At 34.5% G+C, this 15,834-nt stretch carries 18 protein-coding genes; 7 read left to right on the forward strand and 11 right to left on the reverse strand.

What is annotated here, in order from left to right; translation table 11 throughout:
• Positions 1 to 9: 9 nt before the first annotated feature.
• A complete protein-coding gene (gene recQ / locus ACUN26_RS10780; protein ID WP_000494299.1) occupies positions 10 to 2,127 on the reverse strand; it encodes a DNA helicase RecQ in 2,118 nt (705 codons plus the stop codon).
• Positions 2,128 to 2,401: 274 nt separating this feature from the next.
• On the opposite strand from recQ, the gene ACUN26_RS10785 reads away from it, so the two are divergent.
• The 4 genes from ACUN26_RS10785 to ACUN26_RS10800 all read left to right on the forward strand — a co-directional run bounded on the left by ACUN26_RS10785 (position 2,402) and on the right by ACUN26_RS10800 (position 5,098).
• Positions 2,402 to 2,557: a hypothetical protein gene (locus tag ACUN26_RS10785; protein ID WP_000682737.1), complete on the forward strand. Its 156-nt coding sequence runs from the start codon at positions 2,402 to 2,404 to the stop codon at positions 2,555 to 2,557.
• A gap of 684 nt (positions 2,558 to 3,241) precedes the next feature.
• The gene (locus tag ACUN26_RS10790; RefSeq protein ID WP_000287721.1) at positions 3,242 to 3,865 is read left to right on the forward strand and encodes a hypothetical protein; all 624 of its coding nucleotides are present in this window, start codon (positions 3,242 to 3,244) and stop codon (positions 3,863 to 3,865) included.
• A gap of 286 nt (positions 3,866 to 4,151) precedes the next feature.
• Positions 4,152 to 4,508, forward strand: coding sequence for a hypothetical protein (locus ACUN26_RS10795; protein WP_000606238.1), 357 nt, complete (start codon positions 4,152 to 4,154; stop codon positions 4,506 to 4,508).
• A 137-nt stretch (positions 4,509 to 4,645) separates the two neighbouring features.
• Positions 4,646 to 5,098, forward strand: a complete 453-nt coding sequence (locus ACUN26_RS10800) for a hypothetical protein (protein WP_000877597.1) — start codon at positions 4,646 to 4,648, stop codon at positions 5,096 to 5,098.
• Here ACUN26_RS10800 and ACUN26_RS10805 read toward each other — a convergent pair.
• Positions 5,078 to 5,305 carry a hypothetical protein gene (locus ACUN26_RS10805; RefSeq protein WP_023440958.1) on the reverse strand — a complete coding sequence of 76 codons (228 nt, stop codon included), beginning with the start codon at positions 5,303 to 5,305 and terminating at the stop codon, positions 5,078 to 5,080. The genes ACUN26_RS10800 and ACUN26_RS10805 overlap by 21 nt on opposite strands.
• A 308-nt stretch (positions 5,306 to 5,613) precedes the next feature.
• A complete protein-coding gene (locus tag ACUN26_RS10810; RefSeq protein ID WP_000824892.1) occupies positions 5,614 to 6,063 on the reverse strand; it encodes a DUF6884 domain-containing protein in 450 nt (149 codons plus the stop codon).
• A gap of 316 nt (positions 6,064 to 6,379) precedes the next feature.
• Here ACUN26_RS10810 and ACUN26_RS10815 point away from each other — a divergent pair, with 316 nt between their 5' ends.
• Entirely contained in the window at positions 6,380 to 6,568 is a 189-nt protein-coding gene (locus ACUN26_RS10815) for a DUF4017 family protein (protein WP_000789480.1), read from the forward strand.
• A gap of 272 nt (positions 6,569 to 6,840) precedes the next feature.
• Here the strand turns inward: ACUN26_RS10815 and ppaC are convergent, their stop codons facing one another.
• The 4 genes from ppaC to ACUN26_RS10835 form a co-directional block, all read right to left on the reverse strand.
• Positions 6,841 to 7,770, reverse strand: a complete 930-nt coding sequence (gene ppaC / locus ACUN26_RS10820; RefSeq protein WP_000416867.1) for a manganese-dependent inorganic pyrophosphatase — start codon at positions 7,768 to 7,770, stop codon at positions 6,841 to 6,843.
• Positions 7,771 to 7,921: 151 nt separating this feature from the next.
• On the reverse strand, positions 7,922 to 8,587 hold the full coding sequence (locus ACUN26_RS10825) for a lytic polysaccharide monooxygenase (protein WP_000753783.1): 666 nt from the start codon (positions 8,585 to 8,587) through the stop codon (positions 7,922 to 7,924).
• A gap of 372 nt (positions 8,588 to 8,959) precedes the next feature.
• Complete coding sequence (locus ACUN26_RS10830) at positions 8,960 to 9,475, reverse strand: DinB family protein (protein ID WP_000915556.1); 516 nt, start codon at positions 9,473 to 9,475, stop codon at positions 8,960 to 8,962.
• A gap of 157 nt (positions 9,476 to 9,632) precedes the next feature.
• On the reverse strand, positions 9,633 to 10,136 hold the full coding sequence (locus ACUN26_RS10835) for a GNAT family N-acetyltransferase (protein ID WP_001245264.1): 504 nt from the start codon (positions 10,134 to 10,136) through the stop codon (positions 9,633 to 9,635).
• Between the two features lie 106 nt (positions 10,137 to 10,242).
• Between ACUN26_RS10835 and ACUN26_RS10840 the strand changes: the two genes are divergently transcribed.
• Positions 10,243 to 10,884: an HD domain-containing protein gene (locus tag ACUN26_RS10840; protein ID WP_000874099.1), complete on the forward strand. Its 642-nt coding sequence runs from the start codon at positions 10,243 to 10,245 to the stop codon at positions 10,882 to 10,884.
• 61 nt (positions 10,885 to 10,945) lie between these two features.
• Positions 10,946 to 11,242, forward strand: coding sequence for a hypothetical protein (locus ACUN26_RS10845; RefSeq protein WP_000398687.1), 297 nt, complete (start codon positions 10,946 to 10,948; stop codon positions 11,240 to 11,242).
• A 52-nt stretch (positions 11,243 to 11,294) separates the two neighbouring features.
• Here ACUN26_RS10845 and ACUN26_RS10850 read toward each other — a convergent pair whose 3' ends face one another.
• From ACUN26_RS10850 to dapA, 4 genes are all read right to left on the reverse strand, one after another.
• Positions 11,295 to 11,660, reverse strand: coding sequence for a carboxymuconolactone decarboxylase family protein (locus ACUN26_RS10850; RefSeq protein WP_000431413.1), 366 nt, complete (start codon positions 11,658 to 11,660; stop codon positions 11,295 to 11,297).
• Positions 11,661 to 11,784: 124 nt separating this feature from the next.
• Complete coding sequence (locus tag ACUN26_RS10855) at positions 11,785 to 13,275, reverse strand: alanine/glycine:cation symporter family protein (RefSeq protein ID WP_000413790.1); 1,491 nt, start codon at positions 13,273 to 13,275, stop codon at positions 11,785 to 11,787.
• A gap of 154 nt (positions 13,276 to 13,429) precedes the next feature.
• The gene (locus ACUN26_RS10860; RefSeq protein ID WP_000958345.1) at positions 13,430 to 14,914 is read right to left on the reverse strand and encodes an aldehyde dehydrogenase family protein; all 1,485 of its coding nucleotides are present in this window, start codon (positions 14,912 to 14,914) and stop codon (positions 13,430 to 13,432) included.
• Positions 14,915 to 14,932: 18 nt separating this feature from the next.
• Complete coding sequence (gene dapA / locus ACUN26_RS10865) at positions 14,933 to 15,829, reverse strand: 4-hydroxy-tetrahydrodipicolinate synthase (RefSeq protein ID WP_001169442.1); 897 nt, start codon at positions 15,827 to 15,829, stop codon at positions 14,933 to 14,935.
• Positions 15,830 to 15,834 lie beyond the last annotated feature (5 nt).

Genomic DNA, 15,834 nt, shown 5'->3' on the forward strand with positions numbered 1-15,834 from the left:
TATATGTCTCTACTTTCTTATTTGTAAATAAGCACGGATCATAAAGTAACTCACTTCATTTGGAAGCTGTTCTTTAATAGATTTCAAACCACCTTCTGCATTTTGTACAGCAGTTTCTATAAGAGATTCATACTCTTTTGGTACAAAACTTTGCCAATCTACTTCCATCCCATCCTCAAAAGAGCGAATTAAATGGTTTTCAATTGTTTGTCTTGATAGATCACGTTCTTTTGCAATCTCATTTAGGTCAATTCCTTGTTTATACATTTCATACGTTTCCAAATGAGAATTCGCTGAAGCTTTTCCTGATTTTTTACGCTCAGAAACAACTTCTGTCTTAATTGTTTCTACATAGTTTGGATTTTCATCAATAAAATGCTGAACTGCTTGTAAGAAGTGCGAGCCATACTTCACAAGTTTGTGTTCTCCAATACCTTTTACTGTTAACAGTTCGGAATCATTTCGCGGCATTTTGGCACACATATCTTTTAATGTTTGGTCAGAGAAAATAACGAACGGAGGTACACCTTCTCCTTGTGCGATTTCTTTACGTACTTCACGCAACACTTCAAATAAAGGATGATCTTGGACGATTTGTCTCGTCTCTACTCGTTCTTTTCGTAGAACATTCTCATTACCAAGTAATACTTCTTTCCCTTTTCCCGTTACTTTTAATGTCGGATACGTACCATGTTCAACTGCAATTAACTCATCTGAAATTAAAAACTCTATAAAGTCACTCACTTCTTTTACACTACGGTTTGATAAAAGGCCATACGTTGGTAAAGTATGAAAATTAAATTCAATAACTTTCTTATTTTTCGATCCAGTTAATACTTGTGCAATCATTTGTTTTCCAAATCGTTGGTTCGTTCTAATCATACAGGATAAAACCATTTGTGATTCTCTCGTCACATCGATGCTCTCACGGTCATCCGTACAATTACCGCAGCGTCCACAATCTTCTTTCGGTTCTTCTCCAAAGTATTGCAAAATGAATGATTGTAAACATTGTTCTGTATGACAGTAATCAGTCATATTTTGCAATTTTTCAAGTTCATTCGAAAAACGTGATTCTCCTGTTGATTGATCAATTAAAAAGCGTTGTACTTGCACATCTTGAGAAGAATATAACAAAATACATTCACTATCTAATCCGTCACGACCAGCACGTCCTGCTTCTTGATAGTAACTTTCCATATTTTTTGGCAGCTGATAATGAATAACGTAACGAATATTCGATTTATCAATACCCATTCCGAATGCAGATGTCGCTATCATTACACTTACTTCATCTCGTAAAAAGAGTTCTTGTTGCTCATTTCGATCATGATCACTCATACCAGCGTGATATTTTGATACCGAAACTTCCGCTTTCATTAAATCTTCATACAACTGATCAACTACTTTTCTAGTAGCTGCATATATAATCCCTGATTCCTTTTGATTTTGACGAATATAATCCGCTAAATAAGCATTACGATCCTGTCCTTTAATGACAGAAAATGATAAGTTCTCACGCTCAAAAGTTGTCATAATTGTATTTTCTTGATTAATTTCAAGCGTTTTGCAAATATCATCACGTACTTGCGGAGTTGCTGTCGCTGTTAACGCTAATACGAGCGGTTTTTCTGGGAGATAATCTAGTATACGATGTATATGTAAATAACTTGGACGGAAATCATGTCCCCACTGCGAAATACAGTGCGCCTCATCAATCGCAATCATCGGGATTTTCATATCGATAAGTTGATCAACAAACTCCATTGAATCAAGACGCTCAGGAGCGACATAAAGTAACTTATAATGCCCTTGTTTCGCTAATTGAATTCTATGATTAGCTTCTGTCATTGAAATAGAACTATTAATATACGTAGCGGATATACCGTTTTGTATTAGTGTATCTACTTGGTCTTTCATAAGTGAAATCAAAGGTGATATTACTAACGTCGTTCCTTCGAATACTAATGCGGGAATTTGATAACAAATTGACTTACCTCCGCCCGTAGGCATAATGCAAACTGTATCTTTCCCCTCTAATACATTTTTAATTGTTTCATCTTGCCCTCTTCGGAATGACGAATAACCGAAATAAGACGCTAAAAGTTCTTGTGCTTTTGTAAACAAAAAAGATTCACCTGCTTTTCTTTATCTTTCATCTACTTCTATTATATCATCACTTATGCGACTTGAAAGCGATGAATAAATGCTTATTATTTTTTCATTATTCTATATTTCACCTCGTATTTAATATTAATTAGCATCGGTGTTTTGTATGTTTCACAACATTTAAAACATACATCCATTACACATGAAGAAAGCATTTCAATTTAAATATTCATTTTATTGCCCTTTCTTGAATACTACTAATCGTATACATATAAATGCAGGAGGTTATTATATGAAGCATCGTAATATGAGTTCCATCAAAGCAAAAACAAAACAACTCCAATTCTCTAATAATGATGCGTGGAAATATGAATCATATTATAAGTACCAGCCATTATTTTCTTATAGAAATTTTTTTGATTTTCTTTCTCAACTTTTTAGACGTTAATATATGCGCAAAAAATAGATCATCCACAGAAGTTTTCTCAATATGAAACGTATAGACTTACTACAATTCAGTTGCTACCATATATAATAATCTGTTGGATAAACCCCTTAAGTTGACCTGCTCATAATAGCAGGTCTTTTTCATGATTACATATTTCTGTGCACTTCAATTTCACTTCCAAGTCTTTTCTCCATTTTATAACCAGATTTAAATCCCAACAATTCATGATAATCATAAAAAGTAAAATATAAATTGTTCACATGTAATTATGCAATTCTTTTTTCTCAATACACAAAACGCATTTTACTTGTTACTATAAAAGTAATCCAGATGAGTTTTTGCTCATCTACATTATCTAGTTAATGGGGCCTGCCGCGGGAAGCAGGTCCTTTTGACTTTATTAAAGTTCCATTTTTATTTGGACACATTTACCAGGTTTTTTTAAAAGAATTTTATGATAATATTACGTAGTCGAGTCCGACATCTCGGCAATACCCTTTAGAGGCTCTGCAACTTCCCTTGCAGAGCCTCTTTTACTTTATATTCAATTTATTTATATATATCACAACATCATTTATCGAATTTCTCCATTTCAAATTACCTGAAAATTATCTAGGACACGTAACTAAAAATAAATCTTTATCATACTTTGAGTTATACATGTTCAAAGGAGTGTTACTTTTTATGTATTCTTATTGGCAATCGTATTACTCCCCCTATCATAACCCTTATGTAAACTATGATTTATCCGTACGTAACTACCGAATAAGTAAAAACGAGAATTTTTTAAAAGGATATATGCGTTCTTTATGGGAACAACACGTCGCTTGGACGAGATTGGCTATTATAAGTATTGTCTTTAATTTACCCGATGTTAACGTTACTGTTGGACGGCTTCTACAAAACGCAACACATATGGGACTATCACTTGAGCCCTTCTATGGCGAGGATGCAGTAAAGAAATATAGTGCATTAATTAAAGATCATTTAGTAATTGCAGCCGATCTTGTGAAAGCCGCAAAAGCTGGTGATCAAAATGCAGCTGCCGCTATAGAGAAGAAATGGTACGCTAATGGTGATGAAATTACTGAATTTCTTCACAGTATCAATCCATATATAGATAAAGAGGAATTTAGAAAAATGTTTTATGAACATTTAGCACTAACGAAAGCAGAAGCGCTTGCCTTCCTAAATAAAGATTATGAAGCAGGAATAAAACTTTACGATAAAATTGAAAAAGAAGCATTAGAAATGGCCGACATGATAACAAACGCAATCGTAAAACAATTCCCGCAAGTATTTCAATAAACTGAGACGTTAACCAGTGATGGGTTTGTACATCCCCACCGATTACTAACCCACACCAATCAGGGTTTCACGAGCATTTTATCTCCCGCCTAACTTCTCTACTTAAGCTGAATTTCAAGGTGTGATTCTTACTTCTCGTCAATGCGGGATAAAAATAAGCATAAGCCGATTTCAAAAAAAAATCGGCTTATTTAGCTTTCTCTCAATGTTATTTCGCCTCTCCTCTTTACATTTAACGTATATCGATATATTTTATTTATATCCGTTTTTTATAGGAGGAAATAGTTTGATTAACGCCATTGGTCTCGTATTTATACTCACAAATAAACACGAGAAAAAGAAGAAAGTGTATTTGAATGAAAAATTTGCATTAATAGACATTATTGATTCTAAAGAGGTAATTGATGATGAAGGTAACTCATTAGTAGAACTCACTTGTAAATACAGTATATATTTAGATGAAAAATACTACTGTAAATCTCTCGATGATTATACTGGACAAGTATTCCCCTTTTTAAGCGCTAAAATAGGAAAAGGACTTCTTAGAAATTTAAATTATTACTTTTCTTACGTTGATGCCTATGATAAAAAACCACCTGTTAAAGAAATAAGACCGCTTATGAAACAAGTAACGAACAGATAACAATAATCATTCAAAAAAGAAAACATCTAACTTCTGATGTTTTCTTTTTTGAATCAACAACTTGTTGCCTTCTATCCTCTTCTAAATGTATGTATCCAGGCATACTTTAAATTAAAAACATTGGAGGATTAGACTGAATGAAATACTCAGAAACAATTGTTAGTAAAAGACTTCGAACACTAAAAATGTCTAGTATGTTTATCATGCTAGTTTTAATCGCCTGGCTTGGATATACAAAATTACTTTATGAAAATGGATTTCTTCAAGAAAAAAAGAATTCAGTAGAAGTAATGAATACTAGCATTACAGGAGAAATTGAACAGATTTTCCATGTGAATTTACAAGGTTATCGTAAAACAAACATTGATGCCGTTATAGCTGAAAGTAAAACCGACCCGAGCGAACTATCCTTACTTGAGCTCGTTAATACATCTTGTTCACGAGATTGCATAAGTGAACCAATAACATACGTAAACGCAAACAATGGCTATATTTTTTATAAAGAATCTGGCGGAACTAATGTAGCTATAAAAATTAAAAAGCGAGATACATGGGAAATTGAAAAAAAATTAGTTCAAGATGGAATATAAACTCATAAAATAAAAGAGTACGTAAAGTACTCTTTTATTATTAATACCCTTCCTGTTTACAATGGCATTTCGGTTTCTCTTTACAATGACATTTTTCGCAATCACACTTCGGCTTTTCCTTGCAACGACACTCGTCACAATCACATTTCGGTTTCTCTTTGCAGCAACATTCGTCACAGTCCCTGCGTTTACATCTACATCTTCCAAACATTAAATCATCCCAAAATGAACGTCCACAATGACAATGATTCCCCATGAATATGCTTCCTCCTCAATAGAATTCATCATATTCTATGTTTAAAAGTAGAAAAAGGCTTGTTTACTAGTCTATTTTCTACTTTTAAACAATAGTTTTTTAAGTATTACACTTTCTTAAAAATTTTCTATTAAATATTCGTAGGAAATATTGCAAATAAAAAAGCCCAATGCTTGGGCTTTACATTCATGTATATTTTCTTACTTCTCGTTCATAATAATAGGTAACTACTACGTTAACTAAATATGAAACACCACTACTATAGTTCCTTTACCTCCGCCACAGCTCCTTTCAACCTCTGCAGCATATACCCGATCCCTTTACATCCTTCTAACGGATATGTAATGATTTCTTCTGGATATAACTTTGTGACTACTTTTTTATGCTTCTTTCCCGCAAGCAAAACAATTTCGTCAAACTGTATTAAACCTTTATCAATCATCTGTTTTTGTAGTTGCTCTATACTAATAACTTCATCACTCTTCGAATCAAATGCAAGATCATAGTTTTCTTGTACAATATCATTCGGCTTTAAAAATCCATGCTTTGCTGATAAAATAACCCAATCATCAAAAAACTCAGTTGCGTACGCCTGACATGCTTTCCCGAAAGGACTAATATATACATTCTTCGCCTCAGTAGGTCCATAATCTACATACTTATCCCAGATTTTCTTCTTTCCACATGGGATTATACATAATCTTTTCATCTATATTTTTTACCTCTTTTCTTCCTTATGTTAAATCAATTATTTCATACATTTCCCTCGCAAAATACTATATAATAATTCCAAACGTCACAATTGAATATTTTACCATATTTATATCGATTTCCACTCATATTTCACTTCTTTTCAGAAGCATAGTCCAATTTTTTTCGTTCTACATCTACGTAGTACACTGCACTCTTTACAAATATAATACTACTTCATAAACATTTTGTGAGCTTAATCTTTAAAATGAATCATAAAAATTTTAATATATGAATATGTTTATTTTATTGTTTTTTAAAGGAGGTGAACAATAATGAAAAATATTATCCCTGCACTATTCGTCTATTTTATCGTTTGTGTTATTGTTATGATTGTTCCAGCATCTGAAGGCTATAATTCTATTAGTTGGAAGTTGTTTGTTGGGCAAGCGTACGCAATACCCATTTTCCTCATTACTGCTGTTTTTACATTTTATATAAACAGGAAAAAGTCTTACGAATAAAGTGAAACTTTAATCCGTGAGGGTTTTCTTCATCCCCCACGGATTATTGGCCTTCACCAATCGGGCTCTTACGGACAGTTGATCCCTCACCTAACTTCTTTACTTTCGCTGAACTTTGAGGTAATGCTCTTACTGTCCGTTAATGCGGAATAAACAGTTATAAGGATAGCTAATGCTGTCCTTATTTTCATACCAGTATCCTATGTAACAAATAAAAAAGACAAGTAGCCATCCGACTACTTGTCCTTTTTGTTAATCAGTACTGAATAGTATTAAGCTTGGAATGCTTCAGTTAATACTGGTACGATTTGTTTTTTACGAGATACAACACCTTTTAATGTAGCTGTGTTGTTTTGTAATGTTACGTTGTATGCTTTCTCAACAACGTTTGCTGCTTTACCGATCGCAAGACCGACAGAATCGTTAGTTAAGATATCAGTTACAACGAATAAGAATAGGTCTAACCCTTTTTCTTCTACTACTGCAGAGATAACTTTTTCAAGTTCCGCTTGGTGTACAAGAACGTCGTTAGTATCGACAGCGTTTACTTGTGCAATTTCAACTTTCGCGTTAGCCATTTGGAATTCTTTAGCATCAAGAGAGATTAATTGCTCCATTGTTTTTCCGCTTAAGTCAGCACCAGCTTTTAACATTTCTAAGCCATAGCTATCTGCATCTACACCAGCGATTTCCGCTAATTCACGAGCTGCTGCTACGTCTTGTTCTGTGCAAGTTGGAGATTTGAATAATAAAGAATCTGAAATGATTGCAGATAACATTAAACCTGCAACTTCTTTACGAATTGTAACGCCATTTTCTTTGTACATTTTGTTTAAGATTGTAGCTGTACATCCAACTGGCTCACAACGGTAGTAAATAGGATCGCTTGTTTCAAAGTTAGCAATACGGTGATGATCGATTACTTCTAACACACGAACAGATTCGATATCGTTAGCACTTTGTTGACGCTCGTTATGGTCAACTAAAATAACGTTGTCCACTTCGCTTGCAACTGTCTCAACAAAACGCGGTCCTTCTACTTTAAAATAGTCTAACGCAAATTGAGTTTCACCGCTGATTTCGCCTAAACGTACAGGCTCAGCATTCATTCCTAATTCTTTTTTCAATTCTGCATAAGCAATTGCAGAACAAATTGCATCTGTATCTGGGTTTTTATGCCCGAAAACTAGTACTTTTTCCATGTTTTCCACCTCTTCATGAAAAGGATATCTTAAAGAAGCAAATATGACAATATTTAAACCCGAATTTTTTATAAATAATTGTACTTTCCTCTATATTTTTCATAAAAAAGATCATCTAAAATGAATTAGATGATCAAAATGTATATTTAATTTAAAATAGTGTAGGAACTTGCACTGCATTGTTAAATGCAAAATTGGAATTTAAACCATTATTCACAAGGTTCACATCAATAACTTGATAAAATGCATTTCCAGTGTCCGCAATCTCCCAAACAGCTAAAATAAGATGGTAGCCACTACGATCAGTTGGTACATTTGCTTCATGCGTTACTGTTGTCCCCGGTCTAACTCCGCCATCATTTTTCACATAGAACGGCACTATATCTAAACTAGATCTTGTTAAAGGCATATTTGGATTCCAATCCTTCTTTGTAATGTAGTATTTCCATTCTTTCGTACTATGAGGAGCCGTTAGTTTCCACTTGAATGTATTCGTCCCGCCGTTTAACGTAACTTTCTTCCACCTATCCACTGATTGAGCGTCTAAAGCAGGAAAATGACCAGCACCTGCAATTTGTCCATCAGAAGGTCCTAATTGCGGAAAGCCGCCTATTCCTTCTACACTTTGTGGTTCATATTGAACTGGACCGCAATTTACATTTACCCCTTGCTTACATAAATAAGATCGGCTCGCTGGTGATTCTACATACCCATGAGCTGAAGCCTTTTCTGAAAATCCAAATGTTAATAATCCCGTAAGTAATATCCCACCACTTAACATAACCTTTTTCATCTTTTGTAAACTTGTCTTTTTCATTCTTTCATCCCCTTCCCAAAAATGAAACGAAAATAACTATAGTTGCCTAGTCATCTTCTCTACATCCATTATAAGTGGAAGAGCATTACTAAAAGAACCCTCTAAAAACTTTCTCAAATTCGTTTAACTACAACAATATCAATTCTTCACGTATATTAATTACCAGTTATCACATCTATTATTTATTTTGTCGTTTTATTGTTAACTACTTACAATTATATATCACAGTGTAGCGCTTAAAAAAGTTTGATTACATTAACTCTATAAACCTGGATAAAATAATAAATAGAAAAAGTGGGTTTTGAAAAAGATTGATTATTACTTGATCCTTGTGCCATTAAAGCGTGCAATTACGAATTTGGCAAAGGTAGTCTAGTTATCAAATAGCCCTCTCCCTCTCAGATTTGCGGAAACTGGCTCCTTTCCTATCTCACGTGCCCATATAGATAACTGGCCGATATGATGGATTTCGTGGACAATGACATGACGTATTAACTCTCCGTTTGTACATTCAATGACTCGGCGCCTAATTGGTGCGTCTCTTGAGCTAATCGGCTCTTCCTTGAAGTCAGCTTTTGAAAGTTTCCGAGAATCCATTTCATTTGTCCAAGAAGTCACAAACGGCTTCACTTTCTCGTGGTATTGAGCTGAAAGATTTTTCACTTTTTGTAAGCTGGCATACTCTTCAAACACTGGTTCCTCAGGGACTGATTCACCGCGCAACCCTAAGATCCACATATATTCCACATCTACAATATGAAATAGGGTATGTAGTATACTGCCGAACCCACCGACCCGTTTCTTTACTAGTTCTTCAGCCGATATGTCTTCGCACCATGTAAACCAATCATCACGAACTTGCCAGTTATATTGAAACAGTTTCAACATCACAGCAACCTCCATCTTTTAGATTAACATTTACTATTCACCAAATGGCTTCAAAATCCCTATTTTAATACTACCTCTTAAAAACCTGTTAAACTCTTATATAAACTGGACTTCAAATTGAACGTTCAATTTGAAGTTAAAGAATGAAAAGAAAAAACTAAATCATTTTATAATAAATAACCGTTGCATCTAACTCACCATCCGGAGAAATTGCATACCCTGGTATTTTACCGGATTCTTGAAAGCCTAATGACTTGTACAATCTATTGGAAGGGTCTCCTTCTCTAGTATCTAATACTAAAAGAGATCTGTTTTCTAGTTTCGCTCTTTCCTCTGCTTTTTGCATAAGTGAACGTCCAATACCGTTACGTCTAAAATTCGGATGAGTCATTAACTTGCAAATCTCAGCTCTATGGGTCCCGTTAGGCTTTGTAACTAAATGTAATTGAACACTTCCTGCCACTTCATTGTTTATTTTAGCAACATACAATATTACTTCTGGTGCTAATACCGCTTGCCAATAATTTGTTGCTTCTTTTTGTTCCAGTGGAGGTAAAAAACCAATTGATGCCCCATCATCTACAACCGTTGTCAAAAGTTTAGAAAGATCTTCAATCTCATTTTCTAGTTGCTTCATTTCTTCAATTACTAAATTTCGCATTACTTTTCCCCCTTTTGTTTTCATTTTAACAATTTTTATAGCAGGAATAATTAAATATTAAGATGAAATTAATTAAGATACGATTTTTTAGAGAAAGGATCACTATATGAAATATATATTAGACAGGAAATACGCAAGAAAATTACTGGATTGGGCATATGAACAAAACCCAGGTCCTTGGTTCGAACATTCAATTCATGTTGCCAATGCAACTGAAAAAATAATTGTAGAACTTATAAAAAATGGGTATGACTTAGATGTTGATATAGCATATAATGCCGCTCTCCTGCATGATATAGGAAGATATAAAGGTTTTACTAAATCTGTTATTCATTCCTATGATGGTTACATGTATATGAATGATTTAGGGTATACAGGAAACGCCGTTATATGTGTGACGCATTCATTTCCTTGCAAAAATGAGCATATAGATATCGCAGCAGAGTGGAGCCTTGTTCCTGATTATATGAAAAGCCGGTTAATTGAAATATTGAATGAACATAGTGACTATGACTTATACAATAAAGTAATTACTCTTTGCGACGCTCTCGCTGATGCAGATGGTTTTACTACGCTTGAAAGAAGATTGGTTTCTGTTGGTTTACGTCATGGCACAACCTCTCATACTTCTTTACATTGGAAAGGATTCTATACAATTAAGAATGAATTAGAATCTTTAATTGGGAAGAGCATATACACCCTTCTCCCTGATGTAGAGAAATCAATTTATAAGAATACAGAATATTAAAACAATCATAACTTAAAAACGATACAATTTGTAAGTATGCTTCTAAAAAACTCATTTAAAAGTGGAGGGATTACTTATTAGTAAAATAGGATTTGACTTAATAAATCATGAAGGTAACTTAAATATTGGATATGAAGATATAGTTGATATCTCTAGGAAATGTAAATTTTCTAACTGTTCACATACAAATGAACCACAATGCGCGGTTAAAAAAGCCATGTCTGATGGAATTCTTTCTGAAGAAATATTTAAAAATTATTATAGACATTTAAACGAGGCACAATATGTTTCTAAGCAAAGAAATAAAACAAAAGCTATCGACTATATGAAGCAATTGAAACTTTTTCAAAAAAATTAGGATAAACTAGAAAACCCTCCTTAAAATAATATTTTAAGGAGGGTTTTCTAGTTTAATGACTTTGATTTTTTAATTCCACCATACACTCTTGTACTAAAGTTACTGCTTGACTCATTGCAGCTCCGCCAGCAAACGCGGTCGAAACACCACAAGCTTCTAAAATTTCTTTATCAGAACATCCTTGGTCAATACATCCCTTTGTATGATAAATCGTACAATATTCGTCTTGTGTTGCTAAACTAATCCCTAATGCAATAAGCTGTTTTTCTCTTTTAGTTAATGCACCCTCCTGAAAACACGCTTGTGTAAAAGCGTTATAGGTTTCTGCAATTTCAGGAATTTGTTGTGTGAAATTCCCAATACCTTCTTTGTAATGAAGTAATACATCATTTATAGAGCCAAATTGTTGATTTTCCATCGTATATCCTCCATTCATTTTATTTACACTTACTTTAGTATGAGATAAAATGAATGATATATACAAATACTCACTTTAAAAATAGAAAGAATTTTCAGTTTATTAAACTTTTAAATTTACACGTTTACAGTTTCAGCCCATCATCCACCGACATTTTTTCTTTAGAACTTTTCCTTTCTCCCTCTTTACTTCGCTCTTCCCAAATCGTTAAACCTTCCATTCCTACTTTTTTAGGATCAAATACTGGATCTTTCCCTTCTTTTTTCTGCGCCTCATAATCTTTTAACACTTTTAATGCGGTTTTGCTTAATAATAGGATTGCAATAAGGTTTAACCATGCCATACTACCGATTCCTAAATCTCCAAGATTCCATAAAAGTGAAGCTGATTCTACGCTACCGATGTATACCATAATTAAAAATCCAATTTTTAAAACTGGTTTTAACCATCCATATTTCAATCCACGATCTAAATAAGTGAGAGTCGTTTCTGCGATATAGTAATAAGCAAGCAAAGTTGTAAATGCGAAGAAGAAGATTGCGATTGAAATAAATATTGGACCAAATCCAGTCATAACAGTTTCAACTGCTTGTTGTGTATAAATAGGACCTGCTTCTACATTGCCTATATTTTGTACAATTGCACTTTTCCCTTCAGGTATAACATTGTACATACCTGTTATTAATATCATAAGCGCTGTCGCTGTACAAACTACAATCGTATCGATATATACAGAAAACGCTTGAACTAACCCTTGTTTTGCAGGATGCGATACTTCTGCAGCAGCCGAACTATATGTTGCCTCTCCAACACCTGCAACGTTTGAAAACACCGCTCGCTTTACACCCCATGCAATTGCTGCACCAACGATCCCGCCAAACATTTCATTTACACCAAATGCACTTGAGAAAATTAAAGCAAACATACTTGGAATTTCTGTTACATTTGCAATTAAAATGATGCATGTAACAATTACATAGCCAATTGCCATAAAAGGTACTAACATTTGTGACACACCAGCAATTCTTTTTACTCCCCCAAAAATAATCGCTGCTAGTAACACAACTAAAAATATACCTGTTACATATTTACTAATACCGTTAGAGTTTTCAAATCCAACAGCGATACTACTCGATTGAATACCTGGTAATAAAACGCCGTATGAAAGTGTTACAACTACCGCTACAATGACTGCAAACCATTTCATTTTTAAACCTTTCTCAATGAAATATGGTGTACCGCCACGATATTCATTTCCTACTTTACTTTTATATACTTGAGATAATGTTGATTCAACAAATGCGCTAGCGGCTCCTAAAAGTGCCATCACCCACATCCAAAATACAGCGCCCGGTCCCCCAAAAGCTATTGCTGTTGCTACCCCTGCGATATTACCTATTCCAACCCTTCCTGATAGAGCCAAACAAAATGCTTGGAAGGATGATATTCCAGTCTCTGAACTTTTCCCTTCAAAAAGTAGCTTAATCATCTCTTTAAAATAACGAATCTGTAAAAAACGAGTCGCAATGGTAAAATACACTCCTGCTCCTAATGCGAAAACAACTAAACCTATACTCCATACTTGCCCCACTAACCACTCTACTAACTTTTCCATCCAAATCCCCCTTATCATTCTTTTGAAAAAGTAATTTTTTATATAAGAAAACGGACAACCTTTATCCCACATTCCAGTTGTCCGCTTCTCATACTATTTCATCATTCTTTTATCTCACTATTAATCGTCTGCAAGACTCTCACAAACTAGTTTTTCACTTAATATTAACCCAAACACTCTTCACTTCTGTATAATTATCAAGCGCATAGGAACCTAGTTCGCGCCCAATACCAGATTGCTTATATCCACCAAATGGTGCAGCTGCATTTTCTAAGTTATAATCATTAATCCATACTGTTCCTGCCTTTAATTTATTGGCAACTTGATGTCCTGTTTTAATATTTTGTGTCCATACGCCTGCTGCAAGTCCATATGAAGAGTGATTTGCCCTTTCGATTACCTCTTCTGTTGAATCGAATGGAAGTACAACGACAACTGGTCCAAAGATTTCTTCCTTAACAATTGTCATATCATCAGTAGCATTTGTGAATACGGTTGGCTGAACAAAATAGCCTTTTTCAAATGCACGTTCACCACCAGCTGCAACAGTAGCACCTTCCTTCTTTCCTTGTTCAATATAATGCAGCACACGCTCTTGTTGTTTTTTAGATACGAGTGGCCCCATTTCTGTATCTGTTTCCATCCCAGCTCCAAGTTTAATATTATTTGCCCTTTTTACTAACTCTTCTACTACCGTTTCATAATGCTTCCGATGAACGAATACGCGGGATCCCGCACTACAATTTTGGCCATGATTATACATAATTCCTTGGAATGCACCATTAATCGCTTCTTCTAAATCAGCATCTTCTAAAACGATATTTGGTGACTTACCACCAAGCTCTAACGTTACATGTTTAATTGTTTCTGCAGATTGACGCATAATATATTTTCCCGTAACAGTAGATCCTGTAAAAGCAACTTTATTAATATCATGATGATTTACTATCGCAGCTCCTGCTTCAGGGCCGAAACCTGGTACAAAGTTTACAACACCGTTTGGAAAACCAGCTTCTTTAAAAAGTTTTGCTGTATATAGCAACGATAAAGGTGTTTGTTCTGCAGGTTTTAATACAATCGTACAACCAGTTGCAAGTGCAGCTCCCATTTTCCAAGAAGACATAACGAGCGGAAAATTCCACGGAATAATTTGACCTACAACACCAACTGGTTCATGGCGTGTGTAATTTAAGTAATCTTTTGAAATCGGAATTGTTTGTCCGATAATTTTTGTAGCCCAACCTGCATAATAACGGTAGTTTTCAACCGTCGCTGCAATATCATCTTCAAGTGCTACTTGATATGGTTTTCCATTATCTAATGCTTCTAGCTGTGCTAATTCTTCTTTATGTTCTTCAATTAAATCCGCTAGTTTATATATAAGATGTGCTCTTTCAGCAGTAGTCATTTCTGTCCAAGGGCCTGATTCAAAGGCCAATCTCGCAGCTTTTACTGCGACATCAATATCTTCTTCTTGTGCTTCACATACGACAGCTAGAACATCCTCTGTTGCTGGATTATATGTTTCAAACGTCTTCCCGCTAATAGAAGGAACAAATTCACCATTAATAAACATTTTAATCTCTTCATTTAAAAACGCTTTCACTTTTGGTTTTAGCACAATGTTTGTCGTTAACATATATACACGCCTCCCTATTTAAACAGCTGCATGAGCTGCGATTTCGGATAATATCGTTTGAAGCTTTTGATCTTCTACTTCAGTTAATCCTAATCTCGGATAACGAGAAGGTCCTCCAACTTGCCCGTGTAATTCCATTGACCGTTTAACAATTTGTACATATTTCCCTGATCCTTCAAGAAATTCACAAAGCGGTAAAATCGCATCGTTTATCTCCCATGCTTTTTCTAATTCACCATTTTGAAAATGCTCATACATTTTCGTAACGAGTCCTGGTACGATATTTCCTGCAACTGAAACCCATCCCGAGGCACCAACTAAATAAGACTCCATAACTAAATCTTCAGATCCGCAGAAAACTTGAAAAGCACCTTCGCCTTGTCTTACTAAATCTCTTGCTTTACGAATATCTCCACTAGACTCTTTAATATGTGTAACATTTTCACACTCTTTTCCAATTCGAAGCATTAGCTCTGTACTCATATCAACACCAGAAGTAAATGGATTATTGTATAACATAATTGGTATATTTACAGCGTGTGAGATTTCTTTAAAATGAAAATAAATTTCCTCTTCCTTTGGTTTACAATAGTAAGAGTTTATAATTAATGCGCAATCCGCTCCGTGTGCTTCTGCATGTTTCGTATATTCAATCGTTTCTTTCGTCGTTTCTGCTGCAGTTCCAACAATGACTGGAATACGGCCATCGACTTCTTTTAATACTGTTTCTACCATGTTAAATCGTTCTTCTTTTGATAAACTAACAAACTCCCCTGTACTTCCATTAATAATAATTCCAGCTACCTTTTGCTCAATAAAGTAGTTTACGTTTTGTTTTACACCTTTCCAATCAATCTCTTGAAATTCATCCATTGGTGTTATTAATACTGGAAATGCTCCTTTAATTTTTTGCATATTTA

This window comes from Bacillus sp. WC2503 (assembly GCF_052682895.1).